The sequence below is a fragment of the Periweissella ghanensis genome (assembly GCF_918814755.1).
GTDB lineage: Bacteria > Bacillota > Bacilli > Lactobacillales > Lactobacillaceae > Periweissella > Periweissella ghanensis.
Map to the genome: position 1 here is coordinate 1 of NZ_CAKKNT010000008.1, position 20,404 is coordinate 20,404.

The following is a 20,404-nucleotide window of genomic DNA, read 5'->3' on the forward strand; positions in this document are numbered from 1 at the left end:
CGCTATGAATTACAAAAAAGCGACCAGCTCGAATTTCGAGCTAGTCGCTTAACCGAATAAACGGATTTATTCAATTTTTAGGTCCATCAGTACCATTTGACTTAGAACCTATTTTCTTAGCTTTTTTATTTTAATTTATCATTAGAACGCAGCTGTCAATGGTGGCACAACTTGCTTCTTACGTGAAACAACGCCTGGCAAGGCCAAACGGTTGTTAGCTAAAGTACCATTAAAGGCGGCTTCAACTGGTGCGGTTGGTTCACCAACTACTAATAATTCTGAATCTGAAGTTAAGATGTTAGTAACAACAAACAAGAATAAGTCGTAGCCATTTTTAGCATTTTCAGCGGTCATAACTTCTTCCAAGGCTGCTTGACGTTCAAAAACTTCAGCAATGTCAACTGTGTTAACTTGACCAATCCGAACTGTCTTACCACCCATTTCAAATGACTTAGCGTCACCTTCAAGGAGTTCAAGTTCTGTCTTAGTTGATAAGTTAGTACCAGCTTTTAACATTTCAAGACCGTATGATTCAAAATCAACGTCGGCAATTTCAGCTAAAGTCTTAACGGCAATCTTATCAAATTCAGTCGTTGTTGGTGATTTCAACAACAATGTGTCAGAGATGATAGCAGAAAGCATCAAACCAGCAATTTGGGCTGGAATTTCAACTTTGTTTTCGTTGTACATCTTCAAAAGAATTGATGACGTTGCACCAAGGGCTTCGGCACGAATAAACAATGGAGCTGCTGTTTCCAAAGCAAACTTGTGGTGATCAACGATGTTAGTAATTTCAACTTCAGCTAAATCGCTAACTGATTGTTGGCTTTCGTTGTGGTCAACTAATACAACCGCTTCGACTTCTGGTTTAGCCGCAGCAATCACACGGGGTGCTGAATAATCGAAGTGACGCAATGCAAATTGCGTTTCTTCGTTAGGTGTTCCTAAAGCCACGGCTTCAGTTTCTTCACCAAGTTGGTTCAACAAGTGTGAGTAAGCAATTGCAGCTACAATCGCATCAGTATCTGGGTTTGAGTGTCCGAAAACAAGTTTCTTGGTCATAATTGACTCCTTCAATTATTAAATTATTAATCTGTTATTACCATTATAGCCAATTTTGAGCATTACTCCAACAAAAAAACTGCTAAAATCCGACAAAATTAACTAGTTAAATCTTAGGCTTGGTACATTGTTGATGGGATGAAATTAACTTGATAAGCGGTGCCCAATTCAGCTTGGACCTTAGTAGTTAATACCCGTCCCGCTTGATTGTGCGCAACTTCCGTAAATTGTTCGCCGGGAATCAACTGTTCAGTTTCCCAATCAACCCAACTACCAAAATCATTCGCCCATGTATTTAATGCCGCCTGTAAATCAGCTGTTAGTGGGACATCATACGTATCAAGATTATCACCACAGACCGCACACCATAAGGGATCGGCTCCCATATCGGCTTCAATGTTTAAAGTTTTAATTTGTGAACAGGCACAAAGTTGTTCCATAATGCGCTCCTTTTTTACAAAAGAAAGGCCCGCACACCATGGCGGTATGTGGACCTTTCATAATAATTATTAATCGTCAACGTGTTGGAGCATTTCCAAACGTTCTTCATAACCGTGACCTGCTAAGTACTCATCAAAAGCAGTTAAGAAGTTAGCAATCCGTGGAATTTCACTCTTATCAGTCCGGTAAACGAATGATAAATCAAATTTCACACTTGGTTCAAATTGCGTTGCAAAAGTCTTACCACCCAAGTTAGCTTGGTGACTAGTAATAAATGACTTAGGTAATGCTGTGTATGAACCAGTTTGCTTAGCAAAACGTAAAATTTGGTTTGGTGTTGAAAAACGTGCTACTGATTTAGGTAAATCAAGTAAGTGGTTTTTGTAGATTTCACGAATAGTTTGATCAATGTAGTAGTTTTCAGGATAAGTTACCCAGTTTTCGCCCAAAGTTTCCTTCAAACGAATCTTATCAAGATCAGCTAATTCTGGATTACTGTGAACAAACAACAAATCTTCTGTCATGATGCTCTTAGCTTGGTATGGCTTCCAGTTTTTAATTGATTCATCTGGTAAGTACATAATTGCCAAGTCAATCCGATTGTTTTCAAGCCGTTCCCAGATTTCCTTACGGCTAAGTGTAAAGAACGTCACGCGAACATCTGGATGATCCTTATAGTAGTTCATGATGAAGTCTTCTACCACACGATCTTCAATTGATGAAAGCATCCCAATCGTAATTTCACCTTGCGTAGCAGATGTTGATTGTTGAATTTCATCAGTTGCCCGGTTAAGCAATTCGTAAATTTCTTGCGTTGCATTAAGCATTGTTAACCCAGCGTCAGTCATGCGTAATTTCTTACCGATTGAATAAAACAATGGTGCCCCCACTGTCCGTTCCAACTTTTTAATTTGTTGCGTTAAAGCTGGTTGTGTGATTCCCAAAATTTGAGAAGCTTGTGTATAGTTCATCGTTTCTGACAATTGTAAAAAGTATGACAATGTCTTTGATGAAAAAATATTTTCTTGGGTTGTCTTCATAGTCCCTTACTCCTATTTATATAGTTATTATATTATATATAATACCTATACTATAAGTTAATAGCAAGTATTTTAACTTTGAATTTATAAAAGAAGCTATAAATAACTAATAAAAAAAAGAAATTAGTTATTTTTTAAATAATTTTAGCCTTACTTAAGAACCTAATTGCTAACCATCGCTAAAATTTTACTAATCATTCGAATTGGTTGCCCTTCAACATCGATATCAATCACAAAGGTCCCATTTGAATACCCTGAACTAACCGGATAGTTAGCCGGAATAATATCATGGACTAAATTACGACTAGTAATGACTTCTAATGGTGCTAATGGATCAACAATCACGCAAGCGGCGACAATTTCATGCGGCTGTGCTTTTAGTTCACGTAAAATCATACTACCACGCCGGGCTCGACTCGTGACGGCAATATCACTAACCGGCATGCGCTTAAAGGCTCCGCGTTGAGTAACAATCCCAATCTCATCAGTGGCCTTAACAATTAACGCACTAGCAATTATTTCGTTGTCCCGTAGATCCATCGCACGGACCCCAGCGGTACGAGCGCCAGTAACAGACACTTCGGTTAAATCATATTGGACGGCGTATCCAACATTTGATAGTAAACTAACTTGTACCCCAGTTGTGCCCGTTGCAACAAAATTAACAGACACAATTTTGGCGGTGGCATCTTTAAGTTTCATCGCCACGGCGGCCCGCTTGCGATAAGTCCGACTAGGTGTCAAATCAGCAAAAGTGGTTTGCTTAATCCAACCATCCGAAGTCGTTAAGATAAAGTTACCCACCGTTTCTAATGAATCAAAAATCATCACTGATAACATTTCTTCATCCGAATCAAGCCCGTTAATGGTTTGTGAAACGTGTTCACCGGTGTCTTTCCATTTCACATCGCTAATTTCATGCACTGGGCGGTAAATCAAATTACCTTTGTTAGTGAAAATGAAGACGTGTGATAATGTATTTACTTTTTCAAGGAAAATTGGTTGATCATCTTCACGCAACCCATTTTCAGTCGCATCACTGGCATTAAATGAGCGAATTGATGAACGTTTAACATACCCTGAGCGTGATACTAATAACATGACATCTTCATCAGCAATCATGACCGTTTGATCAATTTTAAGTTCTTCAACTTGTGCTTCAATTTCTGCTTTACGATCACTACCGAATTCCTTAGCAATTGCTTTCAGTTCTTTACGGAGAACTTTGTTCAATTCCTTAGGATCAGCCAAGATTAATTCATATTCCGCAATCGTGGCTGCTAATTCACTAGCTTCAGCTTCTAATTGCGTCACGTCAGTATTGGTTAAGCGGTACAATTGCAAGGTCACAATCGCTTCGGCTTGTGCATCCGTAAAGCCAAATTTAGTCATGATGTTTTCTTTAGCATTTTTACGGTTTTCACTCTGCCGAATGGCCGTCACAACTTCATCAAGAATGGAAATCATTTTGATTAATCCCGCAACGATATGTTGACGTTTTTGGGCTTTAGCTAAATCAAAACGCGTCCGTTTCGTGATGATTTCTTTTTGGAAATCTAAATAGGCTTGTAATGCCGTCAATAACCCAACCCGTTCTGGGCGTTGGTTATTAATGGCCACCATGTTGAAGTTATACGTAATTTGTAAATCGGTCTTTTTAAATAAATATGCTAAAATCCCATCGGCATTGGCATCTTTATTTAATTCAATGACAATTGAGAGTCCTTGACGGTCAGATTCATCACGCACTTCCGAAATCCCAGCGACATCTTTGTTAAGCCGGATTTCATCCATTTTCTTAACTAATTGGGCTTTGTTAACTTCATATGGAATTTCAGTCACTTCGATTTGTTGCTTACCACCACGAATCGTGGAAATCTTCGTTCGCGAACGTAAAACAATCCGGCCTTTACCAGTTTCGTAGGCTTTTTTAATCCCATCAATCCCTTGAATAATCCCACCAGTTGGGAAATCTGGACCTTTAACAAATTCCATCATGTCATCTAGCGTTGCCTGCGGGTGGGCTAATAAGTACACCAATGCATCAATTACTTCACGTAAATTGTGTGGTGGAATATCAGTTGCATACCCCGCTGAAATCCCAGTGGCCCCATTAACTAATAAATTGGGGAAGTGAGCTGGTAACACAGTTGGTTCGTATTCGGTATCATCAAAGTTCAAAACCATTTCGACGGTTTCTTTATCCAAATCACGTAATAACTCACCCGCAATTTTACTCAAACGAGCTTCCGTATACCGCATCGCCGCCGCTGGATCAGCATCAATTGAACCATTATTCCCATGCATTTCAATTAATGGTTCCCGCAATTTCCAGTCTTGTGACATCCGGACCATTGCTTCATAAATTGATGAATCTCCATGGGGGTGATAATTACCCATTACGTTACCAACCGATTTGGCTGATTTACGGTAGGCCTTATCAAAAGTATTACCATCTTTATTCATGGCATACAAAATTCGGCGTTGCACTGGTTTTAAACCATCCCGAATATCAGGCAACGCCCGTTCTTGGATGATGTATTTAGAATACCGTGCAAACCGGTCCCCAATCACATCTTCTAAGGCTAATTCTTGAATATTGTCAGCCATTGAATTCTCCTTTTATCAGTAGTTCATTTTTGTCTTAATCTTGCCAACTAGTAATCATTGGTTCGTTATCACCTAAATCAAGCTCAACTTCGGTTGGTTCAACCTCAGTTACTGCCGTAATTGGTTCATTTTCATTTAAAGTTTGGGTTGTATCTAGAATTGAGTCTTCTTCATTTAAGTTAAAGGCGACGTTTTCTTCAATCCATTTACGACGTGGTTCAACTTTATCACCCATTAAGGTCGTAACACGCTTTTCAGCTAACATGGCATCATCAATCTTAACCCGAATCAAAGTCCGCGTTTCTGGATCCATCGTAGTTTCCCACAATTGATCCGCATTCATTTCCCCCAACCCTTTAAACCGTTGTAAGGCATAGCCGCGACCAAAATCAGCTTCTTTTTGGGCTAGTTGCTCATTGGTCCAAGCATAATCAATTTTTTGTGACTTACCAGCCCCTTTAGACAACTTGTAAAGCGGTGGCAAAGCAATGTACACTCGGCCAGCTTCAATCATTGGGCGCATGTATTTATAAAAGAATGTTAAGAGCAAGGTTTGAATGTGTGCTCCATCGTCATCGGCATCGGTCATAATAATGACTTTACTGTAATTGGCATCGTCAATATTAAAATCAGCCCCGACAGAAGCCCCAATTGTGTAAATCATCGTTGAAATTTCTTCGTTTTTCAAGATGTCAGCTAACTTAGCTTTTTCGGTATTCAAGACCTTCCCACGTAATGGTAGGATGGCTTGGAATTTACGATCACGCCCTTGTTTAGCAGAACCACCGGCAGAATCCCCTTCGACAAGGAACAATTCATTTTTGGCGGCATTTTTTGATTGGGCTGGGGTTAACTTACCAGAAAGCAACCGTTCTTGCTTACCACGTTTTTTACCACTACGACTTTCATCACGGGCTTTTCGGGCTGCTTCACGGGCTTCGCGAGCTTTTAAGGCTTTGCGAATTAATGATTGTCCAAATTCACCATTTTCCATCAAGTAGAAACTTAGTTGTTCACTAACAACCGTGTCAACAATCGAACGAGCTTCAGGGGTACCAAGTTTATCCTTGGTTTGCCCTTCAAATTGCAAAATTTCTTCCGGCACACGTAATGAGATAACCGTTGCTAAACCTTCACGGACATCGGAACCTTCTAAGTTCTTATCCTTTTCTTTCAACAAGCCAATCTTACGTGCGTAATCATTAAACGCTTTCGTCCAAGCGGAACGGAATCCCGCTTCATGCGTTCCCCCATCCGGCGTGCGCACGTTATTAACAAATGACAAGGTTGTTTCCGTGTAGCCATCGTTATATTGCGCCGCAACTTCAACTTCCACATTTTGACTAATCCCGTCAAAATACATCACATCACCAAGGACTTCTTTATCTTCATTCAAGTATGAAACAAACTCTTTAATCCCATCTTGATAGAAAAATTCTTCGTGGCGTTCTTGGTTATTGCGTTCATCAGTTAACGTAATTTTGATATTTTTCAATAAGAACGCTGATTCACGTAAACGTTCCGCTAACGTATTAAAATTGTAAACCGTCGTTGAGAAAATCTTTGGATCTGGTTTAAACGTTAACGTTGTCCCTGTATGTTCCTTAGTTTTACCTAAGTTTTCAAGGGTGCCCACGGGCGTTCCACCGTTAACGAAGTCTTCTTGAAACTTTTGCCCGTCACGGACAATTGTAACCGTTAAAGCTTCACTAAGGGCGTTAACAACTGAAGAACCCACCCCATGGAGTCCTCCCGAGGTCTTATAACCCCCTTGACCGAACTTACCACCCGCGTGGAGCACCGTCAAAATAACTTCGGGGGTTGGTTTACCAGAAGCGTGCATCCCAACAGGCATTCCACGACCATGATCGACAACCGTAATTGAGTTATCGGCATGGATCGTTACATCAATTGTGTCACCGTAGCCAGCTAGGGCTTCGTCGACTGCATTATCAACAATTTCATAGACTAAGTGGTGTAATCCACGGCCGTCTGTTGAACCAATATACATCCCAGGGCGCTTACGAACTGCTTCGAGGCCCTCAAGGACGGTAATGGAATCTTCTGAGTATTCAGGTTTTTGCGCCATTTAGATTCCCTCTTTCATTTAATTAATCTTTTTAATTTTATTTTATTTATTTGTAACAGACAAGCGAACATTCCTAATTTAATCGTCTTTTACTAAATTAGCTTACACTTTTTTTATTAGTGCGTAAATATATGCCTTCTATCATAACGCTTTTATTAACTAACCCGCAAGCAAAAACCCGGCAGACTCAGGTGAATCTACCGGATTGCTTAATTGTATTCAATTAGTCCATAAAGTCCTTCAATTGCTTTGAACGTGAAGGATGGCGTAACTTCCGAAGGGCTTTAGCTTCGATTTGACGAATCCGTTCACGCGTAACCCCAAAGACCTTACCAACTTCTTCAAGTGTCCGTGTGCGACCATCTTCAAGACCAAAACGTAACCGCAGCACGTTTTCTTCACGGTCTGTCAAAGTATCAAGGACGTTTTCAAGTTGTTCTTTCAACATTTGGTACGCGGCTGAATCAGCTGGTGAAGTCGCGTCTTGGTCTTCAATAAAGTCCCCAAGATGTGAATCATCCTCTTCCCCAATTGGTGTTTCCAATGAAACTGGTTCTTGAGCAATTTTAAGGATTTCACGCACTTTTTCAGTTGGCATATCCATTTCGGCCCCAATTTCTTCAGGCGTAGGTTCACGTCCTAAATCTTGTAGTAATTGGCGTTGAATCCGAATTAATTTGTTGATTGTTTCAACCATGTGTACAGGAATCCGAATTGTCCGGGCTTGGTCAGCAATGGCACGCGTAATCGCTTGACGAATCCACCAAGTTGCATACGTTGAGAATTTGAAACCTTTACGGTAATCAAACTTTTCAACGGCCTTCATAAGTCCCATGTTACCTTCTTGGATTAAATCAAGGAATTGCATCCCCCGACCAACATACCGTTTGGCAATTGACACAACCAAACGTAAGTTAGCTTCGGCAAGTTCTTGCTTGGCAATTTCATCCCCTTGTTCGATTCGAAGTGCCAAAGCAACTTCTTCATCCCCAGTAAGCAATGATACTCGACCGATTTCTTTCAAGTACATACGCACAGGGTCATTGATTTTAATTGAACCAGGGGCAGTATCAGCAGCGGCTAATTCTTTTTTAGTTGGCGTTGCTTTAGTCTTCTTTAAGACGTGTTCTGAAGGGTTACCCTTTTCATCGACGATTGAAATACCGGCATCTTCAACCTTTTCAATCAAAACATCAAGTTGTTCTGCATTGAGTTGGTGTTTTTTAGCAATTTCATTTTCTAAAGTATCGTAATTGATTTCTTTAGTTGCTTTGTATTCTTTAATCAAAGCTTTTACATCGCTATCAAATGCTTTTTGGTCAAACTCTTTCTTTTCAGCCATATGGGCCCCCTTATTGGTTGCTATTGTTGGGCATGGTGTTGCCGTAACAAGATGATGTATTCATTAGTTAGCGTCACTAACAATTCGTTGTTCCCAAGTTGTTGTGCTTCGCTAATTTGTTGCATTTTGTGTTTAATTTGATCAGCTAGTGGTGTCACATTCATAATCTGATCAACGAGTTGCTTAACAGCTGGTAATGACGGTTGTGAAATCATGACGTCATTTTCCAAGTCCGTTAATGCCCGTGCCAGATTGTTATCATTTAGATAATCAAGGAATAACCCTAAATCATATTGATTATGGGTACTCCAGTAACCTTGTGCGAGCAAGAATAGCGTTTCGTATTCCAACTTAGTAAAATGAAAATCACTAATTGACGTTACTTCTTGCCAGACATGCCAATCATGTAACATCCACATCAGCAATGTCCGTTCCGCTCGTTCTGTTCGACTGCGCACTTTAAGTTGTGGCTCTGGTAAAATAGCAGCCTGTTGGCGAGTACGCTTACCATCCCGTGCTTGATTATCCTGTGGTGTTTGTTTAATCAAATAGCTTAGTTGTTCGTTAAGACTGGCGGCCCCAACGTTAAACTCAGTGGCTAACTGATTAACTTGCAAATCACGTTCCAATGGATTATCGACCGTTGCTAATATCTTGAGAACTTCGTCTAAGTATGCGAGCTTTTCGGCTTCATTAGCTAGATTACGACCTTGCTTTAAATAACGCATTGCAAACGTTACCGGCGTTTCTAAGCCATGGGTTAACGCATTCGTAAATTCGGTTTCCCCAAACTTACGTAGATATTCATCCGGGTCTAAGCCATCTGGTAAATTGATAATCTGAATCTTTAAAGCTGGGGCAACTTGTGTGATTAAATCAATCGCACGTTTAGTTGCTGCTTGGCCTGCATGATCACCATCATAGGCAATCAAGACTTGGTTAGCAATCCGACTAATCTTTTGGACTTGTTCAACGGTTAGTGACGTTCCCATGGACGCCACCCCATTTTGAACGCCCGCAGAAAATGCGGCAATCACATCCATGAAACCTTCAAACAAAATAATATCTTTACTGCGTTTAACCGGATTTTTGGCTAAATCAAAATTAAACAATTCCTGACTCTTGTTAAACAAGACACTTTCAGGTGAATTAATATATTTTGCTTGCTCATCATGAGCCAGTGATCGACCCGAAAAGGCAATTACCTGACCATTACTATTGCGAATTGTAAATAATACACGATTAACAAAGCGATCTCTTAATGAGCCGTCTTCATTTTCGACAAACAATTCACTTTGACGAAGTAGCTGATAATCAATCCCTCGTTCTTGGAAGAATGGTAACAGTAATGATTCTTTAGGTGCATAGCCCAAATGGAATAAATCTAAAGTCTCATCACTCAGTCCCCGTTGGTGTAAGTAATCTAATGCCTCTTGACCAGCACTCGTATTCATCAACATGTGATGGTATAACTTAGCGGCTTCCGTATATAAATCATATAACGCGGCGTGCTCACTAACTGGCTTACTAGTATTAGCACCTTCTAGATACTGTTGATCAATATCAATATGTGCAATCTTAGCAACTTCAAGAACCGCTTCTGGGAACGAAAGATTTTTCATCTCAATTAAGAATTGAAAAACATTCCCACCGCGTCCACAAGAGAAACAGTGAAAAATCTGTTTCTGTTCATTAACTGAGAATGAAGGTGTCCGTTCATCATGCCATGGACACTTGCCAAATAAGTTGCGACCTTGTTTGTGAAGTTGGACGTATTCACTAACGACATCCGTAATATTGACGGCTGTGCGGACCTGATTAATAACTTCTTCTGGTATGCGTGTAGCCAATAACCATCACCAACTTTCTTTTTAAAGCCATTAAAAGTCGTGCCCAAAAACTGGACACGACTTAATCAATTTTCAACTTCAATCATTATTATAGCAACATCCCCAAGGTTTGTCTATTATTTTTGTCAAGGGGTTGACAATTTTCGTTTAAGTTATTCAGTCGGCATGTTGTATATAGCAATTAATCTAACATTTTATTATTATGTAAACCACACCCATTAAATAAATGCCATCCACCAGCTTTTAGTCCAGTAAAAAACACCAAATGGGCCGCCAATGCTGCAAATTGCATCGCTTCTCAGTTGGTGTTTTTACTTACGTTCCATTTGGTTCATCGCGATTAGGCGTTGTTTTAGGCTGCCGACTCGCAATCAGGGCTTGTTGCCATGTATCCATTTGCTCAATAAAGCCCCGAGCCCGTACATGAATCCCCACCGTATTATCATAGATTAAATCAATCACGCGTTGTAATTCAGTCTTCGTCTCTTCACGGACATTAATTGAATTAACTTGCGTGATATCAATAAAACTAAATAACCGTAAATAATATAATGCCTTGGGTGTCATACGGAGCCGATGACGATCAGTCTCAAAATGCCGACTACACAATAAGCCATGGTATTTATCAGAAAAATCCATTTCATCTGTAAGTTCACCACACATCACACAACCATGTAATTGCAATGGGACCCCAAAATCTGGTAATAACTTCAACGCAATAATTTGACTAATCACTTGAGGATCAAAGTGATCATTTAACTTCGCAAAGGCCGCTAAAATCTGATCAAACCACCCGGTAATAATTACACGGTCTTCAAACGCTGCATCAATCAAACTCAAAATATACGTCGCATAGGCATTCACTTCAATATCTTCGTTCAGTAAGCGAAAATGCGTTGCTTGCTTAGCTGTATTTAAAAACGAAAGACCAGTTGGATTCAACCGGCCTTCGTAAATTGCATACGTATAAGGTAATGTTTCACTTGCTAAGGCATAGCTTGGCCGTTTCCCATTTTTCAAGAAAAACATCCGCTTACCCGCTTCCCGTGTTAACACCTTGGCTAAGACATCAGCTTCACGATAATTTTTGCGATACATAACGATGCCGGTAAACGTATCATTGCCACTCATGCTTAACCTCCTAAATAGTTTAAACTTTAATCAACGGTGACCGTATATAGCACTTGCCCGTATTCAACCGTCTGCTCGGGGTTAACGTTAATACTAGTAATCGTACCCGCAACTGTGCTTTTAATATCGGTCATCATCTTCATTGCTTCAATCAAAGCAACCGTTTCGCCAACTTGGACCCGTTGGCCGACTTGTTTAAATGGTGCTTGATTAGCTGCTGGTTGTAAATAAACTGTCCCAACAATGGGCGCAATAATATCTTCGGTCCGTGTCGTAGTATTAATTTGATCACTATTCACCGTTGCTTGTGAATCAGGGACCGGAACATCCCCCACCTTATCGGCATCCGCTACAACCGGGGCTGGGGTTTCATGTTTACTAAAATATAAATGGCTTTCTGCGTCATCTAAGCGCAGCTCCGTCAAGTTACTAGCATCAAATTGTCTTAGTAATTCGCTAATTGCTTTTAAATCCATTAGTTATTCTTCGCGCACTCCTTTTAAATTCAATTTACCCATTATACCACCTGTTTGATAATTTCCAGGGGTAAATTCAATAATTGTAGCTTGTTGATCTAAATTCAAAAGGGCTACTTCCTGCACAACATCTAGGTGGGCTTTAGTTACTTGCTCCCAATCAATCTTTGCTAGGGGCGTATTTGCATCCAAAACATCCCCATCATTGAACATATATTTTACTGGCGTTTGTGTCATTCCCGCAAAATTTAAGCCGATATGGATTAACCAGCGCCCAAATGCGGTTTGAATTTGAATATTATGGTCGTTTTGTTGATAGTACGTTCCGGCAATGGGACTGACTAATTGAGCGTCCGTTGGCCAAATCACCACCCCTTGACCCAACGCATTACTGCTAAATAGACTTTCGCTTGAATCTTGACTTAATTTAATCAAGCCCCTAATTGGTGCTACAATGCTTGTTGCTTCCATCTTACGCCTCCCCATCTAATAGTCCGGCTTCAAATTGGACTAATTCAGAACTTGAAACTTGTTCTGACAGTTCCTTAGCTAAGCCTTGTGAAATCTTATTATTACTCAATTGATTTTGTAAATATTGATATTCAAATTGAAATGCTTGAACATATGCATCGTTAAGTTGTGTTTGCATATCTTCAGTAATCGTCCGTTGAGCATATTGGCTCCAACGACGAATGAAAATATGATGAACCATCGCAATTTCTTCACGATTTTGTGCTGTACGCTCTTCGTCTAAGTACGTATTTGTTGCTTCCGTTAAAATTTCCTTAACCTGATCTAACAACTCATGGTGTTGGGCTTTTATTTTAGCAACGCGCTCCGCAAAATCTGGCATACTTTGAATATGCTTAATTCTACGTTTTGTAAACCAAACCCGTTGTGCCACTGCCCATAAACCATGAAATAAATGGCCATGCTTATATTTAACTAATAAGCGTTTCGTGATTTTATTGGCCTCAGGTGGTAAAATGCCAGCTTGCACTGCCGCATCAATCGCATCAGCATTCGCTTCATTCATTCCCTCAATCAAGCGTAATAATTCCTTTTGATTACCAGTAAAGAAACCATTTTGCGAGCGTAAATTATCGCGAACCATCGTTTGAATCCGACTATCATAATTTTCATCATTTAATCGATCTAATGCGTAATTAATCATACTAGCACGCGTTTGCTTTAGTTCATCTTGTGTAAATGCGCTTGATTTAGCTGGTAACACTAAAGGAAATGCCAGTGCTGGTACTAATAAACTAATCACAATCACTGCTGCGGCAATGAAAATGATTTCGGTGCGAAATGGAAACGCCTTTTGTCCAAGAGTTAATGGTAATGAAAAAGCCATCGCTAAAGTCATTGTTCCATGTACACCGCCCAAACTAAAGAGCCATGATTCACGGCCATGCCAATTATGACCAGCAAAATTAAGTCGCACAAACATAAAGCGGACAAAGAGCATCATCGCATAAATCAAAACGGCAATAAATAAGCACAACGGCATTAATGCCACCGATGTTTGTGTCATCGAAATAACGACATTTGGTAACAATAATCCTAAAATAACAAACACGAAGCCATTTAAGGTATCACTTAAAATCGTCCACACTTCTTTGTTAACGACTTGCAAACGCGTTGATGTCAAGCGTAGACGCGCTTGTTGGTATGCATGGAGCATCCCCGTCGCCACAACCGCTAAAATACCCGATACACCCACATGTTCAGCTAATAAATACACCGCAAATGGTGTCAAAATACTCAATGGGACTAATAATGTTGCTTCGCCAAGATTATGCGTTAACAAATTGAGGCGTAACCACAGTAATAAAGCCCCGAGCACAACCCCCACTAATAAGCCACCAAAAAAGACATAGGCGAAATTCAAGACACCATTCCCAAACGAAAAGTGATTGGTAGCTAAAACCGTTAGGGCAATATCAAAAATCACAATCCCCGAAGCATCATTAAACAATGATTCAAATTCTAAGCTTTGCATCACATCAGTTGGCACTTGGCGTGAGATAGTAACTGACTTTACCGCCACCGCATCAGTCGGCGTAACAATCGCACTTAAAGTAATCGCCAAGGGTAACGTAAAGAGGCCAAATTGCCAATTAAGCACAAAGCCAATCGCGACAATCGTAATAATTGCTAAAACGACCGCGACAGCAAACGTTGATTTAGTTTGCTTGACGAGTTCACTTAACTTCGTATTTTGACTATCGTTAAATAGCAGTGGTGCAATGATGATTAACAAAAATAGCTCGGGCTGCATTTGAAAATGGGCCAGCGGTGGAATCAGGCTCAAAAGCATCCCCGCTGCAATTTGAATAAATGCCAGTGGAATCCACGTAATCAGGCGTCCAATCACATTTGCAATCAACCCGGTAACCATGATCATGGTTATCATTAAAAATATTTCCATCATATTCTCCTTATGTTGTTTAGGAATATTATAACAGAGTGCGAGCAACTTCGATAAAAGCTTAAGTTTAGTGCAACGAGAACGCATGTTCGCCGCTCGTGAAAAAGGTCATTTTTACACCTTAATTGCACCTTTCTATTTATGTATCCGCTTACAAAAGTGTTAAAATTAGTTAATAGTTCTCATACTATTAATTAATCTAATTAAGAGAGGTCTAACTATGCTTCAATTTGAAAAAAGTTTCAATACTACTGTCGATTTGGCGGGTGAGTTTTATCCTGAAAATGCCAAAAAACGTATGGGGACGAAACCTAATTATCTACGAGATTCAGCTGTCACTATTTTGTCGTTTGGGACAATTGTTAAAGGGATCGATGCCACAATACCACACGTTAGTATCCAGCCTAATGAATTAACAATCTACCACGTAAATGATCAAACACCTAAGACCATTGCCCTCAATCCTGAACACGTGACTTTACACGTTGGGATTTTACGGTCAACTGGTAATGCTTTGTCCCAAGGCGGTACCTTTAACATGGGTGGGCTTGGTAGTCGCTTGCAAAATACGTATGCTACCTATCTAGAAATTCAGACACCAGACCAAACCATTAGCTTACGGGTTAGTTCCCTCCGCTTATACCTTGCAATTGCTCACGGGGCCTTAGCAAATTGTGGTTGGGATATTATTGATGATTTAAACTTATTTGCCCACGTCCAAAAATACCCTGCTGGAAACTATCGCGAATTTGAGAATTTCCTCAATGATCCTCAAAATGGTTTCACTAAATATGCCGTGGCCGCTAGGTATCCAGAAGTTGCCAATTACGATGGCACGGCAATCGTTAAATAACTAAATTTACTCAAGGAGCGCCCTATGTCATCACGATTTGAAAAAAGTTTTAAAGTTACTGTGGACTTAGCGGGTGAATTTTATCCCGAAAATGCCAATAAACGGATTGGTTCTAAGGCCCACTATATTCTAGACCAAGCCATTACGACGTTAACAATTGGTATCATCACCAAAGGGCTTGATATCCCCGAACCACACATCTCGCTAGCAGCTGATAAATTAACTTTTTACCGGGTGTATAATCAAACGACTAACAGCTTAGCCCTTGATCCCAACCACATCACAATCCACGTCGGGATCTTACGAGCCTTTGGGAACGCTTTGACCCAAGGGGGTGATTTAAATGCTGGTACCTTGTTAAACACGTATGCCACGTATCTGGAAATTCAAACCCCTGAGCATACGTTTAAATACCGCGTTAGTTCGTTACGGCTCTACTTAGCAATTGCTCGAGGTGCGATGGCTGATTGGGGTTGGCAAGTAATTGATGATCTCAAATTATTCCCGAAAGCTCAAAATTATTCCTTGGAAAATTACCGCGATTTTGAACAATTTTTAAATGATCCTGAAAAAGGCTTCACTGCTTATACCCAAGCAGCCGATTATCCAGACGTCATTAATTACGATGGTTCACAAATTTTACCCAATTAGGTAACCAAAATAAATACCCCGGCCGAATTTCAACATTCAGTCGGGGTATTTTAGTATCCTGCTATATCGCAAAGTGCTTATTAGCGTGCACGTTTATTTTTGTACGTCTTCTTCATAATCGCCGTTTGGACAAATAACTTGCTTACCACCCTTAACCTTCTTTTCAACTAAGAAGTGGCCGTCATTTGGACAGTTTCGGTTCAATGGTTTATCCCATGAAGTGAAATCACAATCAGGATAACGGGAACAACCATAGAAAATCCGATTGCGGCGTGACTTGCGTTCAATAACTTGTCCTTCATGACATACCGGACAAACCATACCGATTTCCTTAACGACCGCCTTAGTGTTACGACAGTCTGGGAAGCGGGAACAAGCATAGAATTTACCGAAGCGGCCAAGTTTAACAACCATCGGCGCGCCACAGATATCACAATCAAAACCAGCCATTTCATCTTTCATGGTGATTTTTTCAAGGTTTTCTTCGGCTTTATGAACTTCTTCTTCAAAAGGACCAAAGAAATCACTAATGACTTTCACCCATTGCTCTTTACCAACTTCAACATTATCAAGTTGTTCTTCAATATTAGCTGTAAACTTAATATCGATAATATCAGGGAAGAAGTCTTTGATGACATCTTCAACAATCATCCCCAATTCGGTTGGTTCAAACCGGCGAGCTTCTAACTTAACGTAATTCCGTTTTTGGATGGTATCCAACGTTGGTGCATACGTTGAGGGGCGGCCAACCCCATTTTCTTCAAGTGCCTTAATTAGCACTGCTTCAGAGAACCGCGCAGGTGGCTGTGTGAAGTGTTGAGCCGGATCAATTTTACTTAATTGCACCGCATCCCCAACTTCAAGGTCCGGTAAGACATTATCCTTTTCCTTGGCTGAGGCATAGGCTTTAGTAAATCCCGCAAATTTAGTCTTTGAACCATTTGACCGGAACGTTACCCCGTTTTGGGCAATCGTGACCGTCATCGTATCCAAAATTTCCGGGGTCATTTGACTAGCCACAAACCGTGACCAGATTAATGAATACAATTTAAATTGGTCATTCGTTAACTTATCTTTAACGGCTTCTGGGGTCCGTAAAACAGAAGTTGGCCGAATACCTTCGTGGGCATCTTGCGCCCCTTCTTGTAATTTTACTGACCGGGGATGTGTGGCAGCATATTCTTCACCATATTCATCATGAATAAATTGGGCTGCTTCAGCTTTTGCCCCCGCTGAAATCCGTGTTGAGTCCGTCCGCATATACGTAATTAATCCAACGGTTCCTTCTTTACCACCCAAATTAATTCCTTCATACAATTGTTGGGCCGCCATCATGGTTTTACGCGTTCGGAAATTCAATTGCGTATTGGCCGTTTGTTGCATCGTTGAAGTCGTAAATGGTGGTTGTGGTTGACGTTTGCGTTCCTTTTTAACGACATCAAGGACATCAAAGTCACCTTGTTGATCAAGTTGCTTCAAAATTGCTTGGACCGCATCATTATCAGGTACGGCCGTTTTCTTTCCATTTAAACCATAGAAAGTTGCTTTAAATTTCGTGCGATTTTTCTTAAATTCACTATCAAGGGTCCAGTATTCTTCTGGTTCAAACGCTTCAATTTCACGTTCCCGCTTGATAATTAAGTCTAACGCAATTGATTGCACCCGTCCGGCTGAAAGACCTTTTTTTACTTTCTTCCAAAGGACTGGTGAGATTGAATAACCAACCAAGCGGTCAAGAACCCGGCGGGCTTGTTGGGCATCAACTAGATCCATATTAATCGCCCGAGGTGTTTTAAAGGCATCTTTAACAGCGTCTTTGGTGATTTCGTTAAAGACAACCCGGTTTTTGTCTTCAGGACTTAAGCCAAGTAAGTAACTTAAGTGCCAAGCAATTGCTTCCCCTTCACGGTCCGGGTCACTTGCGAGAAAGACTTGTTTGGCAGCTTTAGCTTCTTTACGGAGACCTTTAATAACATCCCCTTTACCGCGAATTGAGATATATTTAGGTTCAAAGTTATTTTCGGTATCAACCCCCATCTGGGATTTTGGTAAATCACGGACGTGGCCTAAGGAAGCCACGACTTTATATGTGCTACCGAGATATTTTTCAATCGTCTTGGCTTTTGAAGGTGATTCCACAATTACCAAGTTTTTTTTGCGTTTAACAGGTTTTTTAGTTGTTTTTGGTTTCGTTGCTGCTTTTGTGGCAGGTTTTGTCCCCTCTTTTGGGGCAGCTTTAGTCGCTGTTTTAGTCGTAGTCGCCATGAATGCTCCTAATAATTTATTTTATATTTCGACTTTGTAAATAAATTGGTCATTTAGCACGATAACACAAAAAACTAAAAATTGTCAAAAATAATCCGTACTTATTACAAAATAACCTGTTAATTTACCGATTATTAAGCCGAATTTCATTTAAAATGTCTTCGCCAGCTAATACACACCCTGCGCCAATAGCGATCAATTGATTGCACCCCACCGACATTGGCGCATTAATTGGCCCGGGGACTGCTAAGACATTCCGATTTTCCTGTAACGCTAAGTTAGCCGTAATCAAACTTCCTGAATTTTCCGCGGCTTCAATCACCACCGTTGTCTGGCATAAACCAGCAATAATCCGATTTCGGGCTGGAAAATGGTGTTTACGTGGTCCGGTACCAATTGGATACTCACTTAGCACTAATCCTTGCCGAGCCACTTGCACTTGTAAATCCTGTGAACTGCGTGGATAGGCCAAATCCAAACTCGTGCCAATCACTGCAATCGGCACAGCCCGGTGATTAAGACATTGCTGATGGACAACATAATCAACACCCATAGCTAACCCACTCACAACGCCCACCCCCGCGGTTTGTAGTGGTTTAATGATATCACTTATGACTTGCCGCCCATAATTAGTTATTTTACGGGCCCCCACAAGGGCAACTAACGGTAATTCTAAGGCTCGGAGATCACCATCGTAATACAAAATCACAGGTGGTTGATAAATTTCACGCAGTAAGACTGGATAACTAGCATCACACAATGCCAAATACGAGTATTGCTGTTGCATTTGTTGGTATTGGGCCGGAGTGCCATAATATGTCCGACCACGCTCGGCTTGCTTAGGTGGTAACGTTAGTAATTGGCAAATAAAGGCCCAACTAAGTGGTAATGGTACTTGGGGATGTTGCATTAACCACGTAGCTAAGTAGGTTAACTGTTTTGGCCCCAAACCCGGCGTCAAACTCAACTGTAATAGAAAATCCCGTAATTTCATTGCGATAACTCCTTTAGTTTTAATTGCTAATTAGAGTACGAAAAAAGAGCAATTTTCGCATTGAAAATTGCCCTTTAATATAGAAAGAATTTATTTAAAATAGTACTTTAATTAAAATTACCGCTAAGACAACTTGGAAGACTCCAGTTACAAAACCGTAACTCAAGAAGCGCACCCCTGAATCCTTGATTGTCTTGAATTTCAAATTCAAACCAATCCCAGCTAAGTTGACAATCCCAAAGAAGCTAGCGATTTCTTTTGCACTACCCGTTACAACATGTGGTAATGGTAAAAAACTGTTGAGTAATAAGAAAATGACAAAGGCGATGATAAACCAAGGCACATTGAATTTTTTAGCACTTGCAACTTGACCATCTGCTACCGCTTGGTTTTTTTGTGCCATGCGGGCAAACACCAAAACAATTACCGTTAACATGATAATGCGTAACATTTTGAAAATGGTTGCATACGTTACGACTGTTGGGTTAATTAAGGCCGCCGTCCCAACAACTTGGCCAACTGATTGCACCGTGCCACCAACTAACGCCCCTAATAAAACGTTATTGTGACCAACTAAGTGTGGTCCAAGTAATGGTAAGACAAGTAATAATAAGACCCCTGTCAAACTAACTGTCGCCACTGATGTCCGACGCTGATCGTCATCTGCACCAATTACTGGGGCAACAGCAGCAATCGCACTTGATCCACACACCGCATTCCCAGCTCCCATAAGCATTGCTGATTCTTTGGAAACTTTAAACAACCGGCCACCCATGAATAAGACGACGGCAATTGTTAAGACCATTTGAATCAAAATAAAGGCAATCCCGTTAATTCCAAGATTTTCAATGGTTTTAAACGTGACGGTTAACCCAAGTAACGCAATCCCAATTTCAATCGGATATTTTTCGGCCCATTTCATCCCCGGGGCAAACCGCTTATTAGTAAAGACTGTGTTTCCAAGGATAATCCCTAAAATCATGGCAATTGATTCGGCCCCTAATTGAGGCAAAAAAGTCGCTAAAAACTTTGAAACGACTGATAATATAAGTGTAACAATAATACCTAAAATCATTGTGCGTTTAATTTTCATATAATTAAACCCTCTTTCTAAAAAACTTACAATATATAGTGTAAAATGCAAAGGATGATTTGTAAAATTTATT

Annotated in this window: 16 protein-coding genes; 2 read left to right on the forward strand and 14 right to left on the reverse strand. The window is 40.5% G+C overall.

Features of this window, described 5'->3' with window-relative positions; all coding sequences use genetic code 11:
* Positions 1-141: 141 nt before the first annotated feature.
* The 11 genes from LQZ76_RS03925 to LQZ76_RS03975 all read right to left on the reverse strand — a co-directional run bounded on the left by LQZ76_RS03925 (position 142) and on the right by LQZ76_RS03975 (position 14,475).
* Positions 142-1,062, reverse strand: coding sequence for a manganese-dependent inorganic pyrophosphatase (locus tag LQZ76_RS03925; RefSeq protein WP_230098462.1), 921 nt, complete (start codon positions 1,060-1,062; stop codon positions 142-144).
* Positions 1,063-1,175: 113 nt separating this feature from the next.
* Positions 1,176-1,502, reverse strand: coding sequence for an immunity protein CdiI family protein (locus tag LQZ76_RS03930; protein ID WP_230098463.1), 327 nt, complete (start codon positions 1,500-1,502; stop codon positions 1,176-1,178).
* 69 nt (positions 1,503-1,571) lie between these two features.
* Complete coding sequence (locus tag LQZ76_RS03935; protein ID WP_230098464.1) at positions 1,572-2,543, reverse strand: LysR family transcriptional regulator; 972 nt, start codon at positions 2,541-2,543, stop codon at positions 1,572-1,574.
* 162 nt (positions 2,544-2,705) lie between these two features.
* Positions 2,706-5,153 (reverse strand): DNA topoisomerase IV subunit A, encoded by a 2,448-nt coding sequence (gene parC / locus LQZ76_RS03940; RefSeq protein WP_230098465.1) that lies wholly within the window; start codon positions 5,151-5,153, stop codon positions 2,706-2,708.
* 34 nt (positions 5,154-5,187) lie between these two features.
* Entirely contained in the window at positions 5,188-7,242 is a 2,055-nt protein-coding gene (gene parE, locus LQZ76_RS03945) for a DNA topoisomerase IV subunit B (protein WP_230098466.1), read from the reverse strand.
* A gap of 223 nt (positions 7,243-7,465) precedes the next feature.
* Positions 7,466-8,584 carry an RNA polymerase sigma factor RpoD gene (gene rpoD, locus LQZ76_RS03950; RefSeq protein ID WP_230098467.1) on the reverse strand — a complete coding sequence of 373 codons (1,119 nt, stop codon included), beginning with the start codon at positions 8,582-8,584 and terminating at the stop codon, positions 7,466-7,468.
* A gap of 20 nt (positions 8,585-8,604) precedes the next feature.
* On the reverse strand, positions 8,605-10,434 hold the full coding sequence (gene dnaG / locus LQZ76_RS03955) for a DNA primase (protein ID WP_230098468.1): 1,830 nt from the start codon (positions 10,432-10,434) through the stop codon (positions 8,605-8,607).
* A 315-nt stretch (positions 10,435-10,749) separates the two neighbouring features.
* A complete protein-coding gene (recO, locus tag LQZ76_RS03960; RefSeq protein WP_230098469.1) occupies positions 10,750-11,565 on the reverse strand; it encodes a DNA repair protein RecO in 816 nt (271 codons plus the stop codon).
* Positions 11,566-11,591: 26 nt separating this feature from the next.
* Positions 11,592-12,041, reverse strand: coding sequence for an acetyl-CoA carboxylase biotin carboxyl carrier protein (locus LQZ76_RS03965; protein WP_230098470.1), 450 nt, complete (start codon positions 12,039-12,041; stop codon positions 11,592-11,594).
* A 3-nt stretch (positions 12,042-12,044) separates the two neighbouring features.
* Complete coding sequence (locus LQZ76_RS03970; RefSeq protein WP_230098471.1) at positions 12,045-12,512, reverse strand: PTS glucose transporter subunit IIA; 468 nt, start codon at positions 12,510-12,512, stop codon at positions 12,045-12,047.
* A 1-nt stretch (position 12,513) separates the two neighbouring features.
* Complete coding sequence (locus LQZ76_RS03975) at positions 12,514-14,475, reverse strand: cation:proton antiporter (RefSeq protein WP_230098472.1); 1,962 nt, start codon at positions 14,473-14,475, stop codon at positions 12,514-12,516.
* Positions 14,476-14,695: 220 nt separating this feature from the next.
* Between LQZ76_RS03975 and LQZ76_RS03980 the strand changes: the two genes are divergently transcribed.
* Both LQZ76_RS03980 and LQZ76_RS03985 read left to right on the forward strand, forming a co-directional pair.
* Positions 14,696-15,328 carry a hypothetical protein gene (locus LQZ76_RS03980; protein ID WP_230098473.1) on the forward strand — a complete coding sequence of 211 codons (633 nt, stop codon included), beginning with the start codon at positions 14,696-14,698 and terminating at the stop codon, positions 15,326-15,328.
* 24 nt (positions 15,329-15,352) lie between these two features.
* A complete protein-coding gene (locus LQZ76_RS03985) occupies positions 15,353-15,979 on the forward strand; it encodes a hypothetical protein (protein WP_230098474.1) in 627 nt (208 codons plus the stop codon).
* Positions 15,980-16,072: 93 nt separating this feature from the next.
* Here LQZ76_RS03985 and topA read toward each other — a convergent pair whose 3' ends face one another.
* From topA to LQZ76_RS04000, 3 genes are all read right to left on the reverse strand, one after another.
* Entirely contained in the window at positions 16,073-18,244 is a 2,172-nt protein-coding gene (topA, locus tag LQZ76_RS03990; protein WP_230098475.1) for a type I DNA topoisomerase, read from the reverse strand.
* A 124-nt stretch (positions 18,245-18,368) separates the two neighbouring features.
* On the reverse strand, positions 18,369-19,238 hold the full coding sequence (gene dprA, locus LQZ76_RS03995; protein ID WP_230098476.1) for a DNA-processing protein DprA: 870 nt from the start codon (positions 19,236-19,238) through the stop codon (positions 18,369-18,371).
* 94 nt (positions 19,239-19,332) lie between these two features.
* On the reverse strand, positions 19,333-20,331 hold the full coding sequence (locus tag LQZ76_RS04000) for a YeiH family protein (RefSeq protein ID WP_230098477.1): 999 nt from the start codon (positions 20,329-20,331) through the stop codon (positions 19,333-19,335).
* Positions 20,332-20,404: the final 73 nt, after the last annotated feature.

Coding starts and splice junctions, on each gene's coding strand:
- parC (WP_230098465.1), bottom strand. CDS start 5,153: ATGGCTGACAATATTCAAGAATTAGCCTTAGAAGATGTGATTGGGGAC.
- dprA (WP_230098476.1), bottom strand. CDS start 19,238: ATGAAATTACGGGATTTTCTATTACAGTTGAGTTTGACGCCGGGTTTG.
- LQZ76_RS04000 (WP_230098477.1), bottom strand. CDS start 20,331: ATGAAAATTAAACGCACAATGATTTTAGGTATTATTGTTACACTTATA.
- LQZ76_RS03985 (WP_230098474.1), top strand. CDS start 15,353: ATGTCATCACGATTTGAAAAAAGTTTTAAAGTTACTGTGGACTTAGCG.
- topA (WP_230098475.1), bottom strand. CDS start 18,244: ATGGCGACTACGACTAAAACAGCGACTAAAGCTGCCCCAAAAGAGGGG.
- LQZ76_RS03935 (WP_230098464.1), bottom strand. CDS start 2,543: ATGAAGACAACCCAAGAAAATATTTTTTCATCAAAGACATTGTCATAC.
- parE (WP_230098466.1), bottom strand. CDS start 7,242: ATGGCGCAAAAACCTGAATACTCAGAAGATTCCATTACCGTCCTTGAG.
- LQZ76_RS03965 (WP_230098470.1), bottom strand. CDS start 12,041: ATGGATTTAAAAGCAATTAGCGAATTACTAAGACAATTTGATGCTAGT.
- rpoD (WP_230098467.1), bottom strand. CDS start 8,584: ATGGCTGAAAAGAAAGAGTTTGACCAAAAAGCATTTGATAGCGATGTA.
- LQZ76_RS03925 (WP_230098462.1), bottom strand. CDS start 1,062: ATGACCAAGAAACTTGTTTTCGGACACTCAAACCCAGATACTGATGCG.
- LQZ76_RS03930 (WP_230098463.1), bottom strand. CDS start 1,502: ATGGAACAACTTTGTGCCTGTTCACAAATTAAAACTTTAAACATTGAA.
- LQZ76_RS03975 (WP_230098472.1), bottom strand. CDS start 14,475: ATGGAAATATTTTTAATGATAACCATGATCATGGTTACCGGGTTGATT.
- LQZ76_RS03970 (WP_230098471.1), bottom strand. CDS start 12,512: ATGGAAGCAACAAGCATTGTAGCACCAATTAGGGGCTTGATTAAATTA.
- LQZ76_RS03980 (WP_230098473.1), top strand. CDS start 14,696: ATGCTTCAATTTGAAAAAAGTTTCAATACTACTGTCGATTTGGCGGGT.
- recO (WP_230098469.1), bottom strand. CDS start 11,565: ATGAGTGGCAATGATACGTTTACCGGCATCGTTATGTATCGCAAAAAT.